Genomic DNA, 21,307 nt, shown 5'->3' on the forward strand with positions numbered 1-21,307 from the left:
AATTGGTTGGCAGCAAAGCATAACAGCAAAATATTTATATTTGTAGTTCAATTAAAGTTACAGCAACTTAATTCAAAACAGATTAAATTTTAAGATTGATAAGGTTTTTCGTTAAAAGTTGTTTATCTTAACAATACAACTTTCTAAACTTTATTCAATTTATTTACTTCATCTGAATTTTTCGTATTCTCTCAAATGCCGGCAAGTGAAATTAAACTACTTATTATTGACGATGACCTGGTAGACCGCCTGACCATTCAGCGATCTTTAGCCAAGGCTAATATTAATTGCCTGATTGATATGGCCGGCAAAGGCAACCAGGGTTTGTCTTTACTTAAGGAAAAAACTTACGACTGCATTTTTATAGATTACCTCCTGCCCGATACCAATGGCGTAAACTTACTCCGCGAAATACGCGCGAAGGAAATAGATACGCCGGTTATTATTGTAACCTCACACGGCGATGAGCGGGTAGCCGTAGATGCTATTAAAAGCGGCGCCTCGGAATATATTTCTAAAAATATGTTAACGCCCGAGGGCATCTCGTATAGTTTACGCACGGCCATTAAATTAGCCGACATTGAACGCGAAAGAAAAGCCGCCGAAGCAGCCTTGCTCCAAAGCAAAAACCGCCTGAAAGAAGCGCAACGACTAGCAAAGCTAGGGCACTGGGAATATAATCTGAAAACAAATAAAGTTATCTGGTCCGAAGAAATATTTAATATTTTTGAATTACCGGAACAAACAGAACCAGACTACGACGATTACCTAAAGATTGTGCATCCCAGCGATCAGGAACTTCGAAAATTGGTATTTACCAAGTCTTTAGAAACCAAAACACCATACCAGCTCGATTTTAGGATAATTACGCCCAGTGGTGTTACAAAATATATTGCTTCTTATGGTACGCCGGTTATAAACGAGCACGGCGAAACTACCGGCATGGTGGGTACGGTGCAAGATATATCGGACCGGATAAGTACCCAAAAAGCTTTACAAGAAAGCGAAGAGCGCTACCGCATGCTCATCGAAACCATGAACGAGGGCGTGGTTCACGTTGATAATGAACAAAATATATTATTTGCTAATCAGCGCTTTTGCGAATTAATGGGCTACGCCAAAGAAGAAGTTGTGGGCAGTTCTATATATATTTTTACGCCGGATGAGCAAAACAAAAAAATTATTGATGAAAAAAATACCCTGCGTAAACAGAATATTTCGGATCAGTACGAAATTCAGTTTGCGCGCAAAGACGGGCAAATTATTCATTTTCTGGTAGGTGTAAATCCTTTATTAAACCCCGATGGTCAGGTAATTGGCTCTTTGGGCACTTTTACCGATATAACCCAGCGCAAAAAAATTGAAGAAGCATTATCGTCCCGCGAAAAACTGTTAAGCACCTTATTCGAAAATGCCCAAAGTTTTATTTGTACGCATCGCCTGGACGGCAGTATTTTATCGATTAATAAAGCTGGTGCCAATATTTTAGGTGTATTTCCAACTGACCTGCTCGGCCGCAGCCTCGCCGAATTTATGGAAGGGCAGCAGGTAAAGCAATTTAATACCTACCTCCAGCATATACAGGAAAACAAACATGCCAGCGGTTTATTTCCGTTTTATAACCGGCAAAACAACAGTCGACATTATTTGCTTTTCCGGAATGTTTTGTACCAGGAAACCGACAAAGAAGAATATATTATTGTAACGGCCCAGGATATTACCGATAGAATTCATTTTGAGAAAGAATTAACCAAAGCCAAACTGGTAGCCGAAAAATCGGTAAAGGTAAAAGAGCTGTTTCTGGCCAATATGAGCCACGAAATCCGGACGCCCATGAACGGCATTATTGGCCTGACCGGCGTGTTACTCAAAATGGTACACGACGAAGAACAAAAAAGCTTCTTGCAGGCCATTCAGGCATCGGCCGATAAACTGCTGGTGATTATAAACGATATTCTGGATTTCTCTAAAATAGACGCGGGTAAGATTGATTTTGAAGAAACCGATTTTAATCCCAAAGAATTATTACGCGAAAGTGTCCAGCTTTTTGAGGCCAGTGCGCAGCAAAAAAACAATAAAATTAACGTTAATATTCTGGCCAATGTACCCGCTAATGTAAAAGGCGATCCGGGTAAGTTAACCCAGGTTATTAATAATTTACTAAGTAATGCCGTAAAATTTACCGAAGGCGGTCAAATTAACCTTTCGGCCGAATTATACGAAGAAAATGAACATACTACCTGGCTCCAGTTTACGGTGCAGGATAGCGGCATTGGTATACCCGAAGACAAACTAATTTCAATTTTCGAAAGTTTTACCCAGGCCAGCAACGATACCAGCCGCAAATACGGCGGCACGGGTTTGGGCTTAACTATTTCTAAGCAATTTGTAGAGTTACAGGGCGGTTCAATTGAAGTGCAGAGTAACCTTGGCCAGGGCAGTACATTTCGGTTTAAATTGCCTTTTAAAAAAACCGAGGCCAGAACGGCGCAACCGCCACAAACCAAACCCGAAGCACCTGCTTACCTGAGCGCCGAATTAGGCGCACTCCGTTTGTTGCTGGCCGAAGACAACGAGATAAACCAAATATTAGTTAAAAAAGTAGTCGGCGACTGGGGCTTTGCGTTAGATGTTGCCGAAAATGGTTTACAAGCCTTAGAATTGTTTAATCAGAACGCCTACGATTTAATTCTGATGGACATGCAAATGCCCGAGATGGATGGATTTGAGGCCATAGATTATATCCGAAAAAGTAAGACCGCCGCCTGCAAAGTGCCTATAATAGCTTTAACGGCGCACGCTTCGCAAAACGAAATTCAAAAATGCTTACAGGCCGGTGCCGATGCTTACGTGTTAAAACCGTTTAAATCTGATAATCTGTTGCAGGAAATTGCCGCCCTGTTGCACCGTAATCCAGATTTTAAGCCAAAGTTCCCTGCCCTAACACCAGAAGCAAGTAGCCAGCAATATATTAACCTGGATTTCTTAAAAGAAATGGCTAACGGCGATAATAATTTTGTTCAGGATATTTGTAGCATGTTTATTCAGCAGACACCTGGTAATTTAGAGCAACTTTTAAACCTGGCCAAAGAAGAAAAATGGCCCGACGCAAAAGCGTTGGCGCACAAAATGAAATCGTCGGTAGTATTAATTGGCAATAAAGAGCTGGAAACCATTTGCCAGGATATTCAGAAGTACGCGTTATTGCCTACCCAAAGGCATTTAATTCTGCCCATGATTTTGCGGGCCAAAGTTATATTCGAAAAAGCCGCCGCCGAATTAAAACTAGAATTAAAAACGCCATAAATTATTCTTGTAAAGGAAGAATAAATAAAGTTGATAACCTTTATTCATTAAGCCTGTTCTGAATAAATATTCTCATTATTAGTATTACACGTGGTATGGAAAACAAAGAAGCCTTTATGCGCGCGGCTATTCAGCTTTCTGTTGATAAAATGAAAGAAGGTTTAGGCGGCCCTTTTGGGGCAGTAGTCGTGCAAAACGGCGTTATTATTGCCCGGGGTTTTAACAACGTACTTTCTTCTAACGACCCAACCGCGCACGCCGAAGTAGATGCTATCCGGAAAGCGTGTGCCGTTTTAGGCACCTACCAGCTCACCGATTGTGATTTATATACCAGTTGCGAGCCGTGCCCCATGTGTTTGGGCGCTATTTACTGGGCCCGGCCCCGCCAGGTATATTTTGCCAACACCAAGCAAGATGCTGCCACAGCCGGCTTCGACGACCAATTTATTTACGACGAAATAGCCATCCCGCTCACCCAACGCTCTATTCCTATGCAGCAAATGCTTCGCCAAGAAGCCCAGGTTGCTTTTCAGGAGTGGCAAAAGAAAATGGACCGGCGCGAATATTAAATTTTTATTTGGCCTTTAGGCGAAGGAGAATTTATTTCTTTAGCTGGTTCTGTATTGAGCGCAGCGGTAACTTTTACCTAAAATATTGGCTAATTTGCAACTAGCAGGAAGTTGGAAACCAGCAATTATATTAATGCTCCTTAACGATATTCCATGTATAGCTTGATTTTCTGTTTATCTTTTGAAAGATTCCATCTTTCAATGACTTAGTGCTAACTAATATTTAGAAGCCTAAGTTTGCTCCCGGCCGCTAGGCCCCGTTTGGCCACTCGGGCTGTCTAAGCTTGTTTCCCTCCTATCGTCGGAATGCTAAAGCACCACAACCTTAGAAGGCCCTCATCGCCCAAACTGCTGTAGTCTGCTTCGTAGCTACGGCCTTTCTAAGCCTTAATCATCATTAAAAATCAATTAGCAAGCCAGCTCAACAAAGCAAATCCGCAACAATACGGTTCGGCCGAGTTCCTTCCCTAATTTAGGGAAGGTGCCCGAAGGGCGGAAGGGTTAATTTACTCCAGAAGAAAAGCCGCACTTGCAAAAGCGAAAAGACCGAAAAGTACCGCAGCATACCAAAGCAGCCTGAAAAGACTACAAAGAACCTATACTTAAAAATAATACCTGTTCAGCCTTCCTCTGGAATAATGATTATAGGAATCGGTATAATAAGATTTCGTCTGACTGACCGAGTTGGGTGAGGATTACTTAGAAAATATTAATCAAGTAGTTAAGTTATAATTTCAATTCGATAAGGCTATAATAAAAAGCTTTACTCTAATCCAATTACTAAAAATAAAAAAGGGCAGTTACCAGAATCTGATAACTGCCCTTTTATAATAATTGAAATTAATAAATCAATTACCGGCCAAACGATTTCATTTTAGATAAAGCGCCTCCTTTACCAGTAAGCTTATTCATATTTTTCATCATTTTGCGCATGTCGTTAAACTGCTTCATAAGGTTATTTACCTGCTGAATAGTGGTACCGCTGCCTTTGGCAATCCGGTTACGGCGGCTACCGCTAATAATATCGGGGTTCGCCCGCTCTTCTTTGGTCATCGATTTTATAATGGCTTCAATTGGCTTAAAGGCATTTTCATCTATTTCCACATCTTTCATGGCTTTACCAACGCCTGGTATCATGCTTACCAAGTCTTTAATATCGCCCATTTTCTTTATTTGCTCTAGCTGCGATAAAAAGTCGTCGAAGTTGAACTGGTTTTTGCGGATTTTCTGGTTAATGCGGCGCGCTTCTTCTTCGTCGAAACTCTGCTGAGCCCGCTCTACCAACGAAATTACGTCACCCATACCCAAAATACGCTGGGCCATCCGGTCAGGATAGAACAGGTCGAGGGCTTCCATTTTTTCACCGGTGCTAATAAACTTAATGGGTTTTTCTACAACGGCTCTGATAGAAAGCGCGGCGCCACCCCGGCTATCGCCATCGAGTTTAGTGAGTACTACCCCGTCGAAATTAATACGCTCGTTAAAGGTTTTAGCTGTATTTACCGCATCCTGCCCGGTCATGGAGTCAACCACAAACAAAGTTTCGGTGGGTTTGATGGCGTTTTTAATTTCAGCAATCTCGCGCATCATGGCCTCATCTACCGCTAAACGGCCGGCGGTATCAATAATTACTACTTTTTTATTATTGCGTTTGGCAAATTCAATAGCATTTTGCGCAATCTGTACCGGGTTTTTATTATCCGTTTCGCTGTAAACCTCTACGCCAACTTGTTCCGCTAAAACTTTTACCTGGTCAATTGCCGCCGGACGGTAAACGTCGCAAGCTGCTATTAAAACATTGCGATTTTGTTTTTTTAGGAAATTAGCCAGCTTACCGGTAAAGGTGGTTTTACCCGAACCTTGTAAACCTGCAATTAAAATAACGGCGGGGTCACCTTTTAAAACAATATCTTGTTTCTCGCCACCCATTAATTGGGTAAGCTCTTCGTGCACAATTTTAACCATTAACTGGCCCGGCGAAACAGCGATTAGCACATCGCGGCCCATGGCTTCGTCCTTAATCTTGTCCGTAACCGTTTTGGCCACTTTGTAGTTTACGTCGGCATCTACCAGGGCGCGCCGCACCTCTTTTATGGTTTGGGCTACGTTAATTTCGGTGATACTGCCCTGACCCTTCAGGGTTTTAAACGCTCTGTCTAATTTATTACTTAAATTATCAAACATATATTTTCAATGGCTAAAGAGATACAAAAATACGCAAATTTTAGGAAACCCAGGATTATTTTATTAAAAGCTACGTATATTCACCACCTGTTTATTCAATATTTTATTAACAAATTAATTATTCTGGCTTGGCTGCTGTTCCCGATAACGAAAAACTACAAGTTCTGTTTATTACGTATTACTGGCCCCCTTCGGGTGGCGCCGGCGTGCAGCGTTGCCTAAAATTTGTAAAGCACCTGCCGGCTTATAATATTATTCCTACAGTAGTAACGGTATCGGAAAAAGAAGCTTCTTACCCGGTGCTCGACCAAAGCCTGGCCGCTGATATTCCGGAAGGAATCCGGGTGATTCGCACTTCTACGAACGAGCCATTTGAATATTATAAAAAGATAACCGGTAAAAAAGAAATACCGTACGGCGGTTTTGCCAATGAGCAAAAAGGCAGCGTGGTGCAAAAGTTTTTCAAATTTTTGCGTGGCAATTTATTTATACCGGATGCCCGGGTGGGCTGGAATAAATTTGCCATAAAAGCCTGCGCAGAATTATTAACCAAAGAAAAATTTGCGGCTATTATTACCACCAGCCCGCCCCACTCTACCCAACTCATTGGCCTGGAACTTCAGCAGAAATTTAAAGTAAAATGGATTGCCGATTTGCGCGACCCCTGGACCGATATTTATTATTACAAAGATTTACAACATACAGCCATAGCCCGGAAAATCGACGAAAATTACGAACGTTCGGTTATTCAGAAAGCAAATGCTTTGCTGGTTACCAGCACCGATACCAAACGGTTGTTCCTGGCAAAAGCACCGGAAATTGAAAGCACTAAAATTAGTGTAATTCCTAACGGCTACGACGAAGAAGATTTTACTGAGCCTTCGGCACCGCCCCAGGATGCTTTTGTTATAACGTATACCGGCACCATTACCGATATTTACAACATAGAAGCATTTCTGAAAGCCCTCGCGAAACTTACGACCGTGCACCCGGATATTCCTTTTCAGTTGCGCTTTGTTGGTAAAATATCCAGTGAAGTAAAGGAACAAATAGAAGATGCCGGCTTGCAGCACCTTACCCATTTAATATCGTTTGTTCCGCACTCCGAATCGGTTAAATATTTACTTTCCTCTACTATTTTGCTAATGGGAATTCCGGATGTAGAAAATAATTACTGCATTTTACCCGGCAAACTGTTTGAATACTTAGCTGCCAACAAACCCATTATATGCATTGGCCCCATCCACAGCGATGCCGACCATATCATAGATGAATGCGGCGCCGGACGGGTTTTTCATTACGCCGCTTTCGATTTAATATTCGATCACCTGGACCAGTTAAGCCACGCCTGGAAAATTAACCACAACCTGGATTTGCCCTTTGTTAATTACAAGCGCTACTCGCGGCTTAACCTCACCGGAGACTTAGCTAAAATTATTCGCGATTAAACTTCAGGTAAGCCTGGTTTAGTATTTTCTAGTAATGTTTGCAGCAATATTTTTAAAGCTGCCGGATTTATACTAAAATCTTGGCTGGCGTTGCTGTTACTTCCCAGCAAATAATGGTAATTAAAACCCAAAGCTTTGCAAACCATAAAATAATGCGATCGTACCTGGTTGGCGGGGTGTAGTTCAATAAGCTGGGCCTGCTTACTAAATAAAATATTGGTTAACCCGGCCCCGTGCGCCCCTACTATTATTTCGGCATTATAGAAAAGTTGCACCTGTTGAGCGTACGTTAACGCTTCGGCGTAAACAATTTTAAAATTATGGGCTTTTAATATTTCTAAAACAGCTTCTTCCTGCAGCAATCTTCTTTTAGATGCTTTCGCCCGGCTAATATAAATCCGGCCTTTTACCGGCTCGTCTTTTACGCCATTGCCTTGCCAGATGCCATTCCGCATAAAATCCGAAATAGCCGGCGGTAAAAAGCCGCTGTAATGATTGCTGATGAACGTTGGCAAAATAAAAGTTGGTACTTGCCACTTCTGATTTTTAGAGATGATCTGAAGCGACAACAATGAGTTATGCAGTAATAAAAAATTTAATGTTTCCAGTTGAAAAGCCGGCATGTTGGCCGGAATAATTAAGGTAGTTGGTTCTTTTAGGTTTTGTAAAATTGCATACAAACGGGGCAAACAATCTAAAAACCAATGGTAGTTACTCGTTTCGGCCCAGGGCAAATGCATGAGCGAAGTAAACTGGCCGCTTTTATTTTGCGGCAGCATATAAGCCGGGCTCCGGAACGCCGGCGATTTGGTTAAGCGTAGCTGATCGAAAACTGATTCTTTTATTACTTTATTTTGCCAGATTAAAGCCCCGGAGTTACCCAGAAAAATTACGTCTTTAAGGGTAATAACCGCAATTTCCTTTTGCCGGTAACCGCGCGCATAATCTACTTCGTAACCAAACGAAGCGGCACAAATATTCAGAAATTCTTTTTCCGGCTGGCTGAATTCCACCCAATAGCCCGGCTGCATTACCTTTTTTTGCGGGTGCTGGTACACCGAGGTAAACGAATAATAATAATTAAGCCAGCTACTGAGTTTCTGGTAAATAATTTTTAACCGCATGGTGAGCGTAAATATACAGTTTGGTATTTATGCCTTGCAAAAGTACTGCTAGAAAATATGTAACTTGCCGCCCGTTAAAAATTGGTTGTACTGTTATAATTTTAAATAAAAAGCAGCCGTTTCAAATATTAAATAATGGATTTAGATCTAAATAATACTTCTATTCTGGTTACCGGTGGTACTGGTTCGTTCGGCAAAAGATTTGTGCGCACCATTCTGGAACAATACCCGAATGTAAAACGCCTGGTAATTTATTCGCGCGATGAGCTGAAGCAATTTGAAATGGCACAGCAATTTTCGCCGGCAAAATACAAAGCAATCCGGTATTTTATTGGCGATGTGCGCGATGGCGAACGTCTGCGCCGGGCCTGCGAAAATATTGATGTAATTGTGCACGCCGCCGCTTTAAAACAAGTACCGGCCGCCGAATACAACCCTATGGAGTGCATTAAAACCAATATTTTTGGGGCCGAAAACGTAATTAATGCCGCCCTAGACTGCGGCGTAAAAAAAGTTGTGGCCTTATCTACGGATAAAGCGGCAGCTCCCATAAACCTGTACGGTGCCACCAAACTCTGCTCCGATAAATTATTTGTAGCGGCCAACAACATGAAAGGAAGCCGCGAGCTGGCTTTTTCGGTGGTGCGCTACGGCAACGTAATTGGCTCCCGGGGTTCGGTGGTTCCTTTTTTCCTGAATAAACGGCACGAAGGAGTGCTGCCTATTACCCATCCCGATATGACCCGCTTTAATATTTCGTTGGAAGAAGGCGTTGACTTGGTTTTACATGCTTTACAACATGCCTGGGGCGGCGAAATATTTGTGCCGAAAATTCCTTCTTTTAAAATAACCGATTTAGCCGAAGCCATTGCGCCGAATGCCCGATTAGAGATGGTAGGTATTCGTCCGGGGGAAAAGCTGCACGAAGAAATGATTACCGAAACTGACTCTTATAGCACCGTTGAGTTAAAAAAATATTTTGTGATTTTGCCGGCCACGCCTAATAAATGGACAGCCGAAGAATTTATGAAAGCTTTTAACGGGCAAATGGTAGAACCCGGCTTCAAGTATAATTCGCTCACGAATAAAGAATGGCTGAATGCGGCAGAATTACGGGAGTTAATCCGGCTGCACGTTGATCCTAACTTTTCGGTATAAAGCTTAAGAATTAAGATGAAGCCAATCCCTTACGGCCGACAGCACATTACCGACGAAGATATAAAAGCCGTAGTTGAAACCTTGCAATCTGATTTCCTGACCCAGGGGCCAAAAGTTGCGGAATTTGAAAAAGCCTTTGCCGCCTATATTGGCGCCCATTATGCCGTATCTGTAGCCAATGGCACGGCTGCCTTACATCTTTGTGCGCTGGCTTTGGGTGTTAAAGCAGGTACGCGGGTTATTACTACTCCCATTACTTTTGCGGCTTCGGCTAACTGTATTTTATACGCCGGCGGCGAAGTATATTTTGCGGATGTCGATCCCGAAACGGCCTTGCTGGATATTCAAAAGGTAAAAACCTTAATAGAAAGTAAACCAGCCGGTTATTTTTCCGGAATAATTCCGGTTGATTTTGCCGGCTACCCGGTAGATTTGGAAGCATTCCGGGCCTTGGCGGACGAGCACAACTTATGGATAATTGAAGATGCCTGCCACGCACCGGGCGGCTATTTCGTGGATGCAAATGCCCAGGCGCAGCAATGCGGTAACGGCCAATTTGCCGATTTGGCTATTTTTTCGTTTCACCCGGTAAAACATATTGCTACCGGCGAAGGCGGCATGATAACCACCAACCGACCAGATTTATACGAGCAGTTATTATTGTTGCGTACCCACGGCATTACCAAAAATCTAGCACAACTGCACGAAAACCACGGCGGCTGGTACTACGAAATGCAGGAACTCGGCTATAATTACCGCATGCCCGATATGCTGACGGCTTTAGGCATTTCGCAGTTAAAAAGAGCCGATGGGGGTTTAAAACGCCGGCAGGAAATTGCCCGAAAATACGACGAAGCCTTTGCTTCTCACCCTCAACTTAAAATATTAAACCCAGCCGTTTATCGTAATTCTGAGCCGGAGAAAGAAATATTTCATGCTTATCACTTGTACGTTATTCTGGTAGAAGACCGCAAGGGTTTATACGATTACTTAAAAGCTAACCAGATACACGCGCAGGTGCATTATATTCCGGTGCACACCATGCCTTATTACCAAAGCTTAGGTTTTAAAAAAGGTGATTTTCCGATGGCGGAACATTATTACGAAAAATGCCTCAGTTTACCTATGTTCCCGACTTTGCAACCGGAAGAACAGGATTTTGTAATTGCTAAAGTGTTGGCATATTTAAACCAATGAGTAACCTGTTAAATATTGGTATTATTACCCAGGCCCGCATGACCAGTACCCGCCTGCCGGGTAAAGTATTGCTTTTCCTGGGCAGCAAACCAATATTGCAATACCACCTGGATCGGTTGCAACAAAGCAATTTACCCATTTTCATCGCCACTACTACCAATCACTCCGACGACCCGCTGGTTGGTTTTGCCCAGGCCCACCAAATTCCTTTTTACCGGGGCGATGAACAAAATGTGCTCAGCCGTTATTACGAATGCGCGAAGCAAAACAATTTAGACGTAATCGTTCGGGTTACTTCCGATTGCCCCTTGATAGATGGCAACTTAATTGCAGCCGCCGTTCAGGAATATTTACAAACCCCGGATAAACAATTATATTTATCTAATTGCCTGGTTCGCACTTATCCGCGCGGCTTCGATTTCGAAATATTTTCCTTTGCGCTGCTGGAAGAAGCTTATTTAAAAGCAAATATTACCTCCGACCTCGAACATGTTACGCCCTATATAAATCAGAATAAATCCGGGCAAGTCCATTTTAGTCATTTTACTCAACCCGAAGACAAAAGCCAATACCGGATTACGCTGGATACACCCGAAGATTTTGCGCTTATTCGGATTTTAATACAGCAATATAAGGCACACCAATTATCAGCAAATGAAATAATTGCGTTATTAGATGCGCACCCGGAACTGGTTCGTATTAATGCCGCGGTGGAGCAAAAAAAGGTATAGGGTTTTAATTTCTACTACTTGCATTTGAAACAACATAAGCGTATTATTTTTCGGGCCGATGGCAATGCCCGCATTGGTTTAGGGCACCTGACCCGCTCTTTGGCCTTGGCCACGATGTTACAGGAAGATTTTACGTGCGTTTTTGCGACCCAAGAACCCAATCCCGATTTTTTAACTACCCTGGAAAAAGCCGGGATAAGCGTTATCCAACTGCCTGCTACCCTAAATTACGAGCAGGAAGCCAAAGAACTGGTAAAGCTGGTACAACCCTTCGATATTATAGTGCTAGATGGCTACGTTTTCGGTACCAAATACCAGCAAATATTAAAAAGCAAGGAAAACAAAATTGTTTGCCTCGATGATATTCATGCTTTTCCGTTCCTGGCCGATGCCCTGATTAACCAGGCCGGCGGCGTTACCCCAAACCATTATCAGGCAGATATAAACACCCAATTTTTCTTAGGTCCGGCTTACGCCTTGTTGCGGCCACCCTTTTTAGAAGCTGCTACCCAAACCCGGCAAATTTCAGCAATAAAAAATATTCTTTTAAACATGGGCGGTGCCGATCCCGATAACCAAACCATGCACCTGCTGCAAGCAGCGCTGATAAACTTAAAAGAAATAAATATCCAGGTAGTAGTTGGGTCGGCTTACCGGTATTATAAGCAATTACTGGAATATGCCCGGCAAAATTCGAATATTACGGTTTATCAAAGCCTGGATGCCGAAGCCATGTGCGAATTAATGCAAAACTGCGATGCTGCTATTCTGCCGCCCAGTTCGGTGGCCTACGAGTGGTGCTCGGTTTCGGGGCTCCTGTTGGTGCACCAAATAGCCGATAACCAAAAAGATTTAGCGGCTTTTTTAACGCAAAACGGTTTAGCTTTTCCGTTGAACCAACTAAACCAAATATTGCTTCACCCAGACCAAAACGAAATAATAGCGCAGCAAATAAAGCAACAACGACAATATTTTGATGGCAAAAGCAAATTAAGGTTAAAACGAATATTTTCGGATTTAACGTTGGGCGATTTTCTGCAATTAAGACCTGCTGAGGAAAATGATATGCAGCAATTATTCGAGTGGGCCAACGATCCGGCGGTTCGGCAACATTCTTTTAACCCCGCTCCTATTCCATTAGAAATTCACCAGCGCTGGTTTCATCATAAATTAACTGATCCGGATTGCTTAATTTTAATAGCTACGTTTGAGAACGTACCCGCCGGCATGATTCGGTTTGATATAAAAGAAAATCAGGCGACCATTAGTTATTTATTAGATAAAAATTTCCGGGGCAAAGGCTTTGGTGCGTGGGTGCTAACGGCCGGTGTGGTTCAATTGCAACAACTGCAGCCAGATATAGCGCGGGTAATCGGGCATGTTCAGCAATCTAATATTGCTTCGGTTGTTTCCTTCCAGAAAGCCGGCTTTACCAAAACCAATATTATTCCGCCGGTGGAACCCCATAGCCTGGTTTTTGCGAAAGAATTAAATTAGCTTAATTTTGTTTTGCCTCCGGAAAGTATATACCCAGGAATTTAGTTCATGAATATTATAAATATTGGTCCTTACCAGGTTGGTGCAGGCCAGCCGCCATTTATTATTGCCGAAATGTCGGGCAACCACAACCAATCGCTGGAAAAAGCTTTGGCTATTGTGGATGCGGCAGCAAAAGCCGGCGCACACGCGTTAAAGCTCCAAACTTACACCCCCGATACCATGACCATTGCCGGTGCTTACACCATTCAGGACGAAGGTTCTTTGTGGCAGGGCCGGGAACTGTATGACTTATATAAAGAGGCTTATACTCCCTGGGAATGGCATCAGGCTATATTTGAACGCGCTACCCAAAAAGGAATGGTGGCGTTTAGCTCGCCTTTCGACGAATCGGCCGTTGATTTTCTGGAAAGCCTGGCGGTGCCTTGCTATAAAATTGCTTCTTTCGAAAATACCGATTTGCCTTTGTTGAAGAAGGTAGCCGCTACCGGTAAACCTGTAATTATGTCGACGGGCGTAGCTACCCTGGCGGATATTGACGAAGGCGTGAGAACGCTGCGGGAATATGGTTGCCAGCAACTAATATTATTGAAATGCACCAGCACGTACCCGGCTTCGCCCGAAAATACCAACCTGCGCACCATTCCGCACCTGGCGCAACTGTTCAACTGCCCGGTCGGGTTATCGGATCATACCATGGGCGTAGGTGCTTCGGTAGCGGCTGTTGCCTTGGGTGCTTGTGTAATTGAAAAGCATTTTACTTTAAGCCGGGCCAAAGGTGGCGTAGATGCCGCTTTTTCTTTAGAACCGCACGAATTGCAACTACTCGTAACTGAAGCCGAACGGGCACACCTGGCTTTAGGAAAAATTCAGTACGGGGTACAAAAAGCCGAGCAGAAAAGTAGCTTATTTAAAAGATCGGTTTATGTGGCGGCGGATATAAAAGCCGGCGAAAGCTTTACAAAAAATAACCTGCGGGTAATTCGGCCGGGTAACGGCCTGGCTCCTAAATATTACGAGCAAATATTGGGTAAAGTAGCCAAAACTGACCTGAAAGCCGGCACACCCTTAACCTGGGAGTTGCTTTAGTATGTTTCGGAAGCTGGTAAAAGTTTACGCAAACATTTTGCACCTGCGTTTCACCGATGCTTTTGCCAAATTGCCTCCGGCTACGCTCCAGGCTATTTCGCCCAATTCTGTTCTGGGGCGGTTGCGCTTTATTATTTTATATACCGGCGGGCGCTTGTTCTTAAATATTTTTTTGCCGGTCCGGAAGCCCGAAAATATTAAAGGAAAAATATGGCTGTATGTAGTAAGTAAAAACAATTACGAATCGCTGCATTTTTTACAGAATAAGCTACCGGACAGCGTTTTTGTAGCTGGCCAGAACAAAGAAATTGGCATTTACAACCAAAAGGTTAACCGCCTTTCTACCCGTTTTAAGTTTTTGTATTATTACAAATTTCTGCCATTGAACTGGGGTTTGTACCGCTTAAAAGGCAAAAGAGCCTTGAGGTTTTTCGATTTAATTTATGTGGCAACGGGTTATTACGAATTATCGATCCGGTACCTGCAAAAATATAAACCTGCTGCCATTATATTCGCCAACGACCACAACACCGATCCCCGGGCGCTGCTGCTTGCCGCTAATAAATTAAACATTCCTACAGTCTATATCCAGCATGCGAGTGTCAGTACCAGCTTCCCGCCTTTGCAGTTTAGCTTAAGCTTACTCGAAGGCCAGGATGCCCTGGATAAATACCAGCAGTGCGGCCCCGTAACCGGCGAAGTTAAACTGATTGGTATGCCCAAAGCCGATAAATATTTAACACAAAAGAACTTAAGCACAACCATCCGAAGGGTTGGTATTGCTGCTAATATTATTGATGAAATCCAGCCGATAAAAGCGCTACTAGAAGCTTTATTCCAGGCGTTACCCGATATAATATTTACCCTGCGGCCGCACCCCGGCGATAAAAGAAATTTTAATTTCGTAAAGGAATTTGGGGCCAACATTCGCTTTTCGGATGGCAAAAAAGAACAGGCTTTCGATTTTCTGAAACAGCAAGATGCCCTAATTGCAGCTGATTCTTCTATTCACCTGGAAGCCACCATGCTTAATATTCTTTGCTTCTATTACCGCTTCAACACCACCGAATTTATTCCGGATTATTACGGGTATGCGCAAAACGGCCTGGTAGAAGAAGTAAAGGATGCCAACCAACTAATAAATCTGCTCCGGAAATATCAAAATCACCGGCCTTTGGTTTACGAACGGGCCCGCTATTACAATGCCGTTTTAGGCACCGAATACGAAGGTAGAAGCCATGAACTTGCTACAACTTATATTCTGGAACATTTAAATAAGTTAAAAACTGTTTAAGCTTACCGCCAGCCTTTCTGCTGCTATAAAATTTTACACAACTCTCCGGAAAATAGCGAAATTTGCGCCGGCTAAATTTATTTCACCAGCTTCTGCATGGGCATTATTAAACGTCAGGGAATTCAGAATACCATTATTTCTTACGCGGGAGTAGTAATTGGGTACATTAATACCGTTTTGTTATTGCCCTGGATTTTGGATGAAGAACAAGTCGGCCTAACCCGGCTCCTGCTGACCATGGCCGTATTGTACGCGCAGTTTTCGGCTTTAGGTTTTGCCAACGCGGGCGTTAAATTTTTTCCTTATTTCCGCGATAAAACGAATCGGCACAACAGTTTTCTAATATTTTTTCTGGGATTACCTTTAGCCGGTTTTCTTACCATAACCCTCCTGTTCTTTCTTTTCCGCGACTTTATCATTAATTATTACCTACAGGAATCTCCGCTAATCCTAACTTACTATTACTATATTATTCCGCTCGGTTTATTTACGCTGCTGTTTAATTTATTCAATGCTTATCTTACCTCGCTCTATAAAACTGTAGTACCCTCTTTTATTCAGGATTTCTTTCTCCGGATTTTAACCACCGTAATAATTCTGGGGTATTCCTGGGGGTTTTACCAATTTGAAGCATTTCTGCTGCTGTTTGTGGTGGTAAATTGTTCCATGGCTTTGTGCCTGTTGGTTTATATTACCTTTTTGCGGCAATTTTTTATTCGTCCGGAATTAAAAGCCTTAAAAGAAAAGCCGCTAAAACAAATGGTCCGGTACGGACTGTTCGCCTTACTGGGTAATATTTCCAGCACCATTATTATTTCCATCGATACCATGATGATTGGGCATTACCTGGGCTTAAGTGATGTGGGCATTTATACCACCGCCGCTTACATTGCCAGCGTAATTCTAATTCCGGGGCGGTCGTTGTACAAAATTGCGCTGCCCCAAATTGCTGATTTCTGGAAAAACGAAAATATTGTTGCCCTAGGCAAGTTGTATAAACAGGTTACCCGCATGAACTTGGTTATTGGGTGTTTGCTGTTTATTGGCATTTGGGCGAATATTGATAATATGTTTGCCTTGCTACCCAAAGATTACAGCCAGGGCCGATACGTTATTTTATTTTTGGGTTTGGCGCGCCTATTCGATTTAGCCACCGGCATTAACGGGCATATTTTAATCACGTCATCACGGTATCGCTCCGATTTAATTTTGAATATTCTTTTATCGGTACTCACCATTTTCAGCAACTTAATATTTATACCGGCTTACGGCATTGAAGGCGCAGCTTTGGCCACCATGCTTTCGTACGTGCTTATTAATTTATTAAGATTAATATTAGTTTGGTTATGGTTCCGGATGCAGCCATTTGATAAAACATCCCTGCAAATTATTTCCCTGGCAGTTGTTAGTTACCTGGCCGGCGTAGCCTTACCTTATTTGGTAAATACCCCCATTGATATTGCGGTAAGATCTGCCCTTATTACCTTCATTTACGGCACGGGTATATTACTTTTAAATCTGGCACCCGAACTCACTAAAAAGCTCCAAGCTATGCTGCTGAAAGCTAAATAATGCTCAGGTTCTCTATTGGATTTTTTCTGAAATGTTTAAATCAGGTTTATAATCATTTGTAACCCTCCGGCCTTAGAAGCGTTACAAGCAAGTGAAAATCTAATTTTAAACTAAGGAGATTGAAGAGATGAAAAAGATGTTAAAATTTTTACCAGCCCTCTTTTTTGCAGGAATGGTAAATATATCCGCTGCTGAGGCAACTACCCTAGACAATGCACTGCTAAACAATAAAAATAATTTCACTTCGGTTACGCAGGATACCATAACCAATAAGCAACGAGCCAAAAAAGGCGTAAACGAAGTTGGCAGTGGTGCGAAAAGTGTAGGTAAAGGCACGAAAGATTTAGCCGTAAGCGGTGCTAAAGCTACCGGCAAAGGTGCTAAAAAAGCCGGCAAAGCCGTTAAGAATACAGCCGAAAAAGGAGCCCATAAAGCAAAAGATGCTGTAGATTAAATCTAACCAATACTATATTTTTTGCTGCTTACAGCAATTAAAAAGTCTTACCTGGTAATTAGGTAAGACTTTTTTTATGAAGTAAATATTGCTGTCAAAGGTAAGTTTCAATCTTTAATTAACGCTGCACTAACACCAATAATATTCCATAGGAAGGGGATTCAGTTATTATTTTAAAGTAAAGGTTCTTTGATATCTAGTGGTGCTTTTGTGGCCTTTTAAGCTTTTGCCGGTGAGGCTTTTCTGCTGGAGTAGCTTAACCCTTCCGCCCTCCGGGCACCTTCCTTAAATTAGGGAAGGAACTCCGCCGAACCGGGAAATTGCGAATTTGCTTTGTTGCGCTGGCTTGGTTATTGACTTTTAATAATGATTTATAGAAAAGCAGTAGCTACAGAGCAAACTACAGCAGTTTGGGCAGTGAGGGCCTTCTAAGGTTGTGGTGCGTAGCATTCCGAGGTACGAGGAAAACAAGCTTAGACAGCCCGAATGACCAAACGGGGCCCGCCGGCCGGGAGGCTACTTAGGCTTTTGAAAACAGTTAGCACTTGGGCCTTGAAAGATGCAATCTTTTAAAAGAAAAACAGAAAGACTAGGCTACTTATGGAATATCGTTAATAAGCATTGGTATAAATTATTTCCATTTAATAAATATTAGTTTCTTATCAAATATAAATCAAAAAATCCTTATTCTGCATTTTAATTAACAACAAGGTTATTAAATATTTACATAAAACTTATGGTGTTTAAAATCGTATTATCTAAGTTAATCAACACGGAAAAGTATAAAATTTAACCTATAACAGAATTATGAAAAAGCTAATAAATATTTACGCCTTTACTTACCTGCTCCTGGGGAGTTTGGTTTGTACCGGTATAAGTTGTACATCAACTAAACAACAAGAAATATCGGCCGCCAGCGAAGAAGCTTTCTCTGATTTTAAAAACTATGTGGCCAGCGTCGAGAATTCGGTGAGCGATGAAGTTATTGACGCAGCCGATAAGTGGCGCGAAGCTACGGCCAATATTGAGACAACATACAAAGAAAAAGAAAGTAAACTGGAGTTGTACGCAGATAAGTGGAACGAGGAACGTAAAGCAGAGATTGCCTCTTTAAAAAACCGGTACAAAACATTTCGGGAACAGCAAGAAAGTGCGCGCGAAGCTCGCCTGGCCAGCAAAGCGCAAATGTCAGCCACCTCTACCAACGGCGGCGTAGCCGCTGATTTTAACACCACCAGTATTAGTTTAATGCCGGCTACCAGCGTTCGGGTAGCTTTCGAAAACTTTGTTTCGAGGCTGCAGGAGAATAAAGACAGCTATACCAAGGAAGATTGGCAAACCATTAATGCTTTTTACGCCGCTTTGGAAACGCGCCGGGAAGCAATAGAAGACCAATTAACGAGCAACGACAAATACGAAATTGCGAAAGCCAAGACCAAGTACGCAGCCATCAAAGGCACTACGCTTGCGGCACCTCACGTAAAAGAAGCTGCTTCTGATGTAAAAGATGCTACTAAAGCGAGCGCCAAAAAAGTGGGTAATGCCGCTGAAAAAGTTGGCTCAGAAGTCAAATCCGGAACCAAAAAAGCCGTAAAAAAAGTAGATAATAAACTAGATTAATATTTTGCCTAATCTGATAAAACAAAAGAGCCTTAGTTAATTAGCTAAGGCTCTTTTGTTTTATGAAAATTTAATAAATCAGATTTCGAAACTATCGGTTAAAGTAAAATTATTACGCACCGAATCTAACACCTGCCCATTTTCGCATTTAAGTACCCGTTTTGGGTAATGCTGAATAATGTGGTGGTTGTGCGTAGCCATTAATACAGCGGTACCTGAGTTATTTATCTCCAGAAATATCTGCATAATACCTTTGGCTACGTCTGGGTCCAGGTTACCGGTTGGCTCATCGGCGAGTAAAATAACCGGTTCGTTTAGTAAAGCACGGGCAATTACAATGCGTTGTTGCTCGCCGCCCGATAACTGGTGAGGCATTTTAGAACCTGCCGCCCCCATTCCTACCCGCATCAGCACCTCCGAGATACGGTTTTTGATTTTTGACTTTTCTTTCCAGCCGGTGGCTCTTAGTACAAAAGTCAGGTTCTCGTTTACATTCCGGTCGGTGAGTAACTGAAAATCCTGGAATACAATCCCGATTTTGCGCCGCAAGTACGGAATCTGGTCGCGGGAGATTTTAAATATTTTAAACCCGGCTACTTGGGCCAAGCCGCTGCGCAAAGGCAAATCGGCGTAGAGGGTTTTCAGCAATGAGCTTTTTCCACTACCGGTTTTACCTACCAGGTACACAAATTCGCCTTTTTCTATCTCAAAATTTACCTGGTTTAATACAGTATTTACATCCTGGTAAATAATTACATCTCTTAACGTTACTACCGGCGAAGAAGAAAATTCCATGCTTTTAAATTTCCAATTTCTGCAACTTGCCAAATTCCAGGTTTTGGATTACCTCGGCCAATGCTTCTTCTTTTCCGGCCAAGCCGTAGCGCTCAATATTCTTAAGCGGACGATCGGCCCGAAAATAAGCAATCAGCACAAAATGCTCATCGCGCAGTTGTATGTAATCCGGAATTTTGGCTTTGCCTTTAACTTTTATGATGTACATTTATGTAATTATGAATTAGAAATTATGAATTAGAAATTATATACGCCTCTGCAAACTGAAATAAGTTTAGAGGCATTCATAATTTCTAATTTATAATTCTTAATTAACCTAAATGTTTACTTTTTTGTGGTCGGCTAAGAATTTGGCTAAACCGCTATCGGTTAAAGGGTGGTTCAGCAACGAGGTAATTACGTTCAGCGGGCAAGTAACCACATCGGCTCCTATTTCGGCGCACTGCAACAAGTGCATTACGTGGCGCACCGAAGCGGCTAATACTTCGGTCTGGAAGCCGTAGTTATCGTAAATCTGTACAATCTGCTGAATTAGCTGCAAACCATCGGTTCCAACATCGTCTAAACGACCCACAAACGGCGATACGTAGCTAGCGCCGGCTTTGGCGGCTAATAAAGCCTGACCCGCCGAAAATATTAACGTACAGTTGGTGCGGATACCTTTGTCGGAGAAATATTTTATAGCTTTTACGCCATCCTTAATCATGGGCACTTTTACCACAATATTATTGTGCAGTTCGGCCAAAGCTTCACCTTCCCGGATAATACCTTCATAATCAACAGCAATTACTTCGGCGCTGATATCACCATCCACAATATCGCAAATAGCTTTGTAGTGGGCCATTACATTATCGTGGCCGCTGATTCCTTCTTTCGCCATAAGCGAAGGATTGGTGGTAACACCGTCTAAAACGCCTAAATCGTGGGCCTCCTGAATCTCTTTAAGGTTGGCAGTATCAATAAAAAATTTCATACAAAAAGTTTTATGGGTTCAAACCACAAAGCTAAGGTATATCTTGGGTTTTAAAAGAATATAGCAGGAGAAATTCTGAACGGGAATCGTTGCGAAAAGGGCAAAAAAAAGTGGCAAACCGAGTATCGCGCCGCTCAACCATCTACCCTTGCTTCCTTCCGGGCCTGGGGGAGTTCAATAGGAGCTGGCCGTACCGATTTGCCGATGCAAAAGTAGGAAATATTTTCATTCCGCAAAAATTATTCAGCAGAATATTTTGTTAGGCTCTTGTTAAGATTAATTATTTAGTTCTTAAG

General features: G+C 42.5%; 17 protein-coding genes and 1 other RNA gene. 12 read left to right on the top strand and 6 right to left on the bottom strand.

Annotation, left to right across the window (positions count from 1 at the left end; translation table 11 throughout):
• Positions 1-195: 195 nt before the first annotated feature.
• Positions 196-3,306, top strand: a complete 3,111-nt coding sequence (locus F0145_RS13840; RefSeq protein WP_150089012.1) for a response regulator — start codon at positions 196-198, stop codon at positions 3,304-3,306.
• 95 nt (positions 3,307-3,401) lie between these two features.
• Complete coding sequence (locus tag F0145_RS13845) at positions 3,402-3,875, top strand: nucleoside deaminase (protein WP_150089013.1); 474 nt, start codon at positions 3,402-3,404, stop codon at positions 3,873-3,875.
• 852 nt (positions 3,876-4,727) lie between these two features.
• Here F0145_RS13845 and ffh read toward each other — a convergent pair.
• A complete protein-coding gene (gene ffh / locus F0145_RS13850) occupies positions 4,728-6,059 on the bottom strand; it encodes a signal recognition particle protein (RefSeq protein ID WP_150089014.1) in 1,332 nt (443 codons plus the stop codon).
• Between the two features lie 128 nt (positions 6,060-6,187).
• Here ffh and F0145_RS13855 point away from each other — a divergent pair, with 128 nt between their 5' ends.
• On the top strand, positions 6,188-7,507 hold the full coding sequence (locus F0145_RS13855) for a glycosyltransferase family 4 protein (RefSeq protein WP_223816057.1): 1,320 nt from the start codon (positions 6,188-6,190) through the stop codon (positions 7,505-7,507).
• Here F0145_RS13855 and F0145_RS13860 read toward each other — a convergent pair.
• On the bottom strand, positions 7,504-8,631 hold the full coding sequence (locus F0145_RS13860; RefSeq protein WP_150089015.1) for a glycosyltransferase family 61 protein: 1,128 nt from the start codon (positions 8,629-8,631) through the stop codon (positions 7,504-7,506). The two genes, F0145_RS13855 and F0145_RS13860, sit on opposite strands and share 4 nt — an antisense overlap.
• A gap of 135 nt (positions 8,632-8,766) precedes the next feature.
• On the opposite strand from F0145_RS13860, the gene pseB reads away from it, so the two are divergent.
• The 9 genes from pseB (at position 8,767) to F0145_RS13905 (ending at position 19,243) form a co-directional block, all read left to right on the top strand.
• Positions 8,767-9,789 carry a UDP-N-acetylglucosamine 4,6-dehydratase (inverting) gene (pseB, locus tag F0145_RS13865; protein ID WP_150089016.1) on the top strand — a complete coding sequence of 341 codons (1,023 nt, stop codon included), beginning with the start codon at positions 8,767-8,769 and terminating at the stop codon, positions 9,787-9,789.
• Positions 9,790-9,804: 15 nt separating this feature from the next.
• A complete protein-coding gene (pseC, locus tag F0145_RS13870; protein ID WP_223816058.1) occupies positions 9,805-10,986 on the top strand; it encodes a UDP-4-amino-4,6-dideoxy-N-acetyl-beta-L-altrosamine transaminase in 1,182 nt (393 codons plus the stop codon).
• Positions 10,983-11,717 carry a cytidylyltransferase domain-containing protein gene (locus F0145_RS13875; protein WP_150089018.1) on the top strand — a complete coding sequence of 245 codons (735 nt, stop codon included), beginning with the start codon at positions 10,983-10,985 and terminating at the stop codon, positions 11,715-11,717. The genes pseC and F0145_RS13875 overlap by 4 nt, the downstream gene beginning before the upstream one ends.
• 24 nt (positions 11,718-11,741) lie before the next feature.
• Positions 11,742-13,214: a UDP-2,4-diacetamido-2,4,6-trideoxy-beta-L-altropyranose hydrolase gene (pseG, locus tag F0145_RS13880; protein WP_223816059.1), complete on the top strand. Its 1,473-nt coding sequence runs from the start codon at positions 11,742-11,744 to the stop codon at positions 13,212-13,214.
• Positions 13,215-13,262: 48 nt separating this feature from the next.
• Positions 13,263-14,303 (top strand): pseudaminic acid synthase, encoded by a 1,041-nt coding sequence (pseI, locus tag F0145_RS13885; RefSeq protein WP_150089020.1) that lies wholly within the window; start codon positions 13,263-13,265, stop codon positions 14,301-14,303.
• 1 nt (position 14,304) lies between these two features.
• Complete coding sequence (locus F0145_RS13890) at positions 14,305-15,597, top strand: hypothetical protein (protein ID WP_223816060.1); 1,293 nt, start codon at positions 14,305-14,307, stop codon at positions 15,595-15,597.
• 96 nt (positions 15,598-15,693) lie between these two features.
• Complete coding sequence (locus F0145_RS13895; RefSeq protein WP_150089021.1) at positions 15,694-17,169, top strand: lipopolysaccharide biosynthesis protein; 1,476 nt, start codon at positions 15,694-15,696, stop codon at positions 17,167-17,169.
• Positions 17,170-17,296: 127 nt separating this feature from the next.
• Positions 17,297-17,623 carry a hypothetical protein gene (locus F0145_RS13900; protein ID WP_150089022.1) on the top strand — a complete coding sequence of 109 codons (327 nt, stop codon included), beginning with the start codon at positions 17,297-17,299 and terminating at the stop codon, positions 17,621-17,623.
• A gap of 807 nt (positions 17,624-18,430) precedes the next feature.
• Positions 18,431-19,243, top strand: a complete 813-nt coding sequence (locus tag F0145_RS13905; RefSeq protein WP_150089023.1) for a DUF6565 domain-containing protein — start codon at positions 18,431-18,433, stop codon at positions 19,241-19,243.
• A gap of 78 nt (positions 19,244-19,321) precedes the next feature.
• Here the strand turns inward: F0145_RS13905 and F0145_RS13910 are convergent, their stop codons facing one another.
• From F0145_RS13910 to ffs, 4 genes are all read right to left on the bottom strand, one after another.
• A complete protein-coding gene (locus tag F0145_RS13910) occupies positions 19,322-20,038 on the bottom strand; it encodes a cell division ATP-binding protein FtsE (RefSeq protein ID WP_150089024.1) in 717 nt (238 codons plus the stop codon).
• A 4-nt stretch (positions 20,039-20,042) separates the two neighbouring features.
• A complete protein-coding gene (locus tag F0145_RS13915; RefSeq protein ID WP_146897912.1) occupies positions 20,043-20,246 on the bottom strand; it encodes a fructose-6-phosphate aldolase in 204 nt (67 codons plus the stop codon).
• 108 nt (positions 20,247-20,354) lie between these two features.
• Positions 20,355-21,011 (bottom strand): fructose-6-phosphate aldolase, encoded by a 657-nt coding sequence (gene fsa / locus F0145_RS13920; RefSeq protein WP_150089025.1) that lies wholly within the window; start codon positions 21,009-21,011, stop codon positions 20,355-20,357.
• 106 nt (positions 21,012-21,117) lie between these two features.
• Positions 21,118-21,217: signal recognition particle sRNA small type (ffs, locus tag F0145_RS13925), an RNA gene on the bottom strand.
• Positions 21,218-21,307 lie beyond the last annotated feature (90 nt).

This window comes from Adhaeribacter rhizoryzae, from assembly GCF_008629685.1.
GTDB classification, from domain to species: Bacteria; Bacteroidota; Bacteroidia; order Cytophagales; family Hymenobacteraceae; genus Adhaeribacter; species Adhaeribacter rhizoryzae.

What these genes read in the sequence shown, in the direction of transcription:
- F0145_RS13840 (WP_150089012.1), top strand. Translation starts at nt 196, where the DNA reads ATGCCGGCAAGTGAAATTAAACTACTTATTATTGACGATGACCTGGTA.
- F0145_RS13845 (WP_150089013.1), top strand. Translation starts at nt 3,402, where the DNA reads ATGGAAAACAAAGAAGCCTTTATGCGCGCGGCTATTCAGCTTTCTGTT.
- ffh (WP_150089014.1), bottom strand. Translation starts at nt 6,059, where the DNA reads ATGTTTGATAATTTAAGTAATAAATTAGACAGAGCGTTTAAAACCCTG.
- F0145_RS13860 (WP_150089015.1), bottom strand. Translation starts at nt 8,631, where the DNA reads ATGCGGTTAAAAATTATTTACCAGAAACTCAGTAGCTGGCTTAATTAT.
- pseB (WP_150089016.1), top strand. Translation starts at nt 8,767, where the DNA reads ATGGATTTAGATCTAAATAATACTTCTATTCTGGTTACCGGTGGTACT.
- pseC (WP_223816058.1), top strand. Translation starts at nt 9,805, where the DNA reads ATGAAGCCAATCCCTTACGGCCGACAGCACATTACCGACGAAGATATA.
- F0145_RS13875 (WP_150089018.1), top strand. Translation starts at nt 10,983, where the DNA reads ATGAGTAACCTGTTAAATATTGGTATTATTACCCAGGCCCGCATGACC.
- pseI (WP_150089020.1), top strand. Translation starts at nt 13,263, where the DNA reads ATGAATATTATAAATATTGGTCCTTACCAGGTTGGTGCAGGCCAGCCG.
- F0145_RS13890 (WP_223816060.1), top strand. Translation starts at nt 14,305, where the DNA reads ATGTTTCGGAAGCTGGTAAAAGTTTACGCAAACATTTTGCACCTGCGT.
- F0145_RS13895 (WP_150089021.1), top strand. Translation starts at nt 15,694, where the DNA reads ATGGGCATTATTAAACGTCAGGGAATTCAGAATACCATTATTTCTTAC.
- F0145_RS13900 (WP_150089022.1), top strand. Translation starts at nt 17,297, where the DNA reads ATGAAAAAGATGTTAAAATTTTTACCAGCCCTCTTTTTTGCAGGAATG.
- F0145_RS13905 (WP_150089023.1), top strand. Translation starts at nt 18,431, where the DNA reads ATGAAAAAGCTAATAAATATTTACGCCTTTACTTACCTGCTCCTGGGG.
- F0145_RS13910 (WP_150089024.1), bottom strand. Translation starts at nt 20,038, where the DNA reads ATGGAATTTTCTTCTTCGCCGGTAGTAACGTTAAGAGATGTAATTATT.
- F0145_RS13915 (WP_146897912.1), bottom strand. Translation starts at nt 20,246, where the DNA reads ATGTACATCATAAAAGTTAAAGGCAAAGCCAAAATTCCGGATTACATA.
- fsa (WP_150089025.1), bottom strand. Translation starts at nt 21,011, where the DNA reads ATGAAATTTTTTATTGATACTGCCAACCTTAAAGAGATTCAGGAGGCC.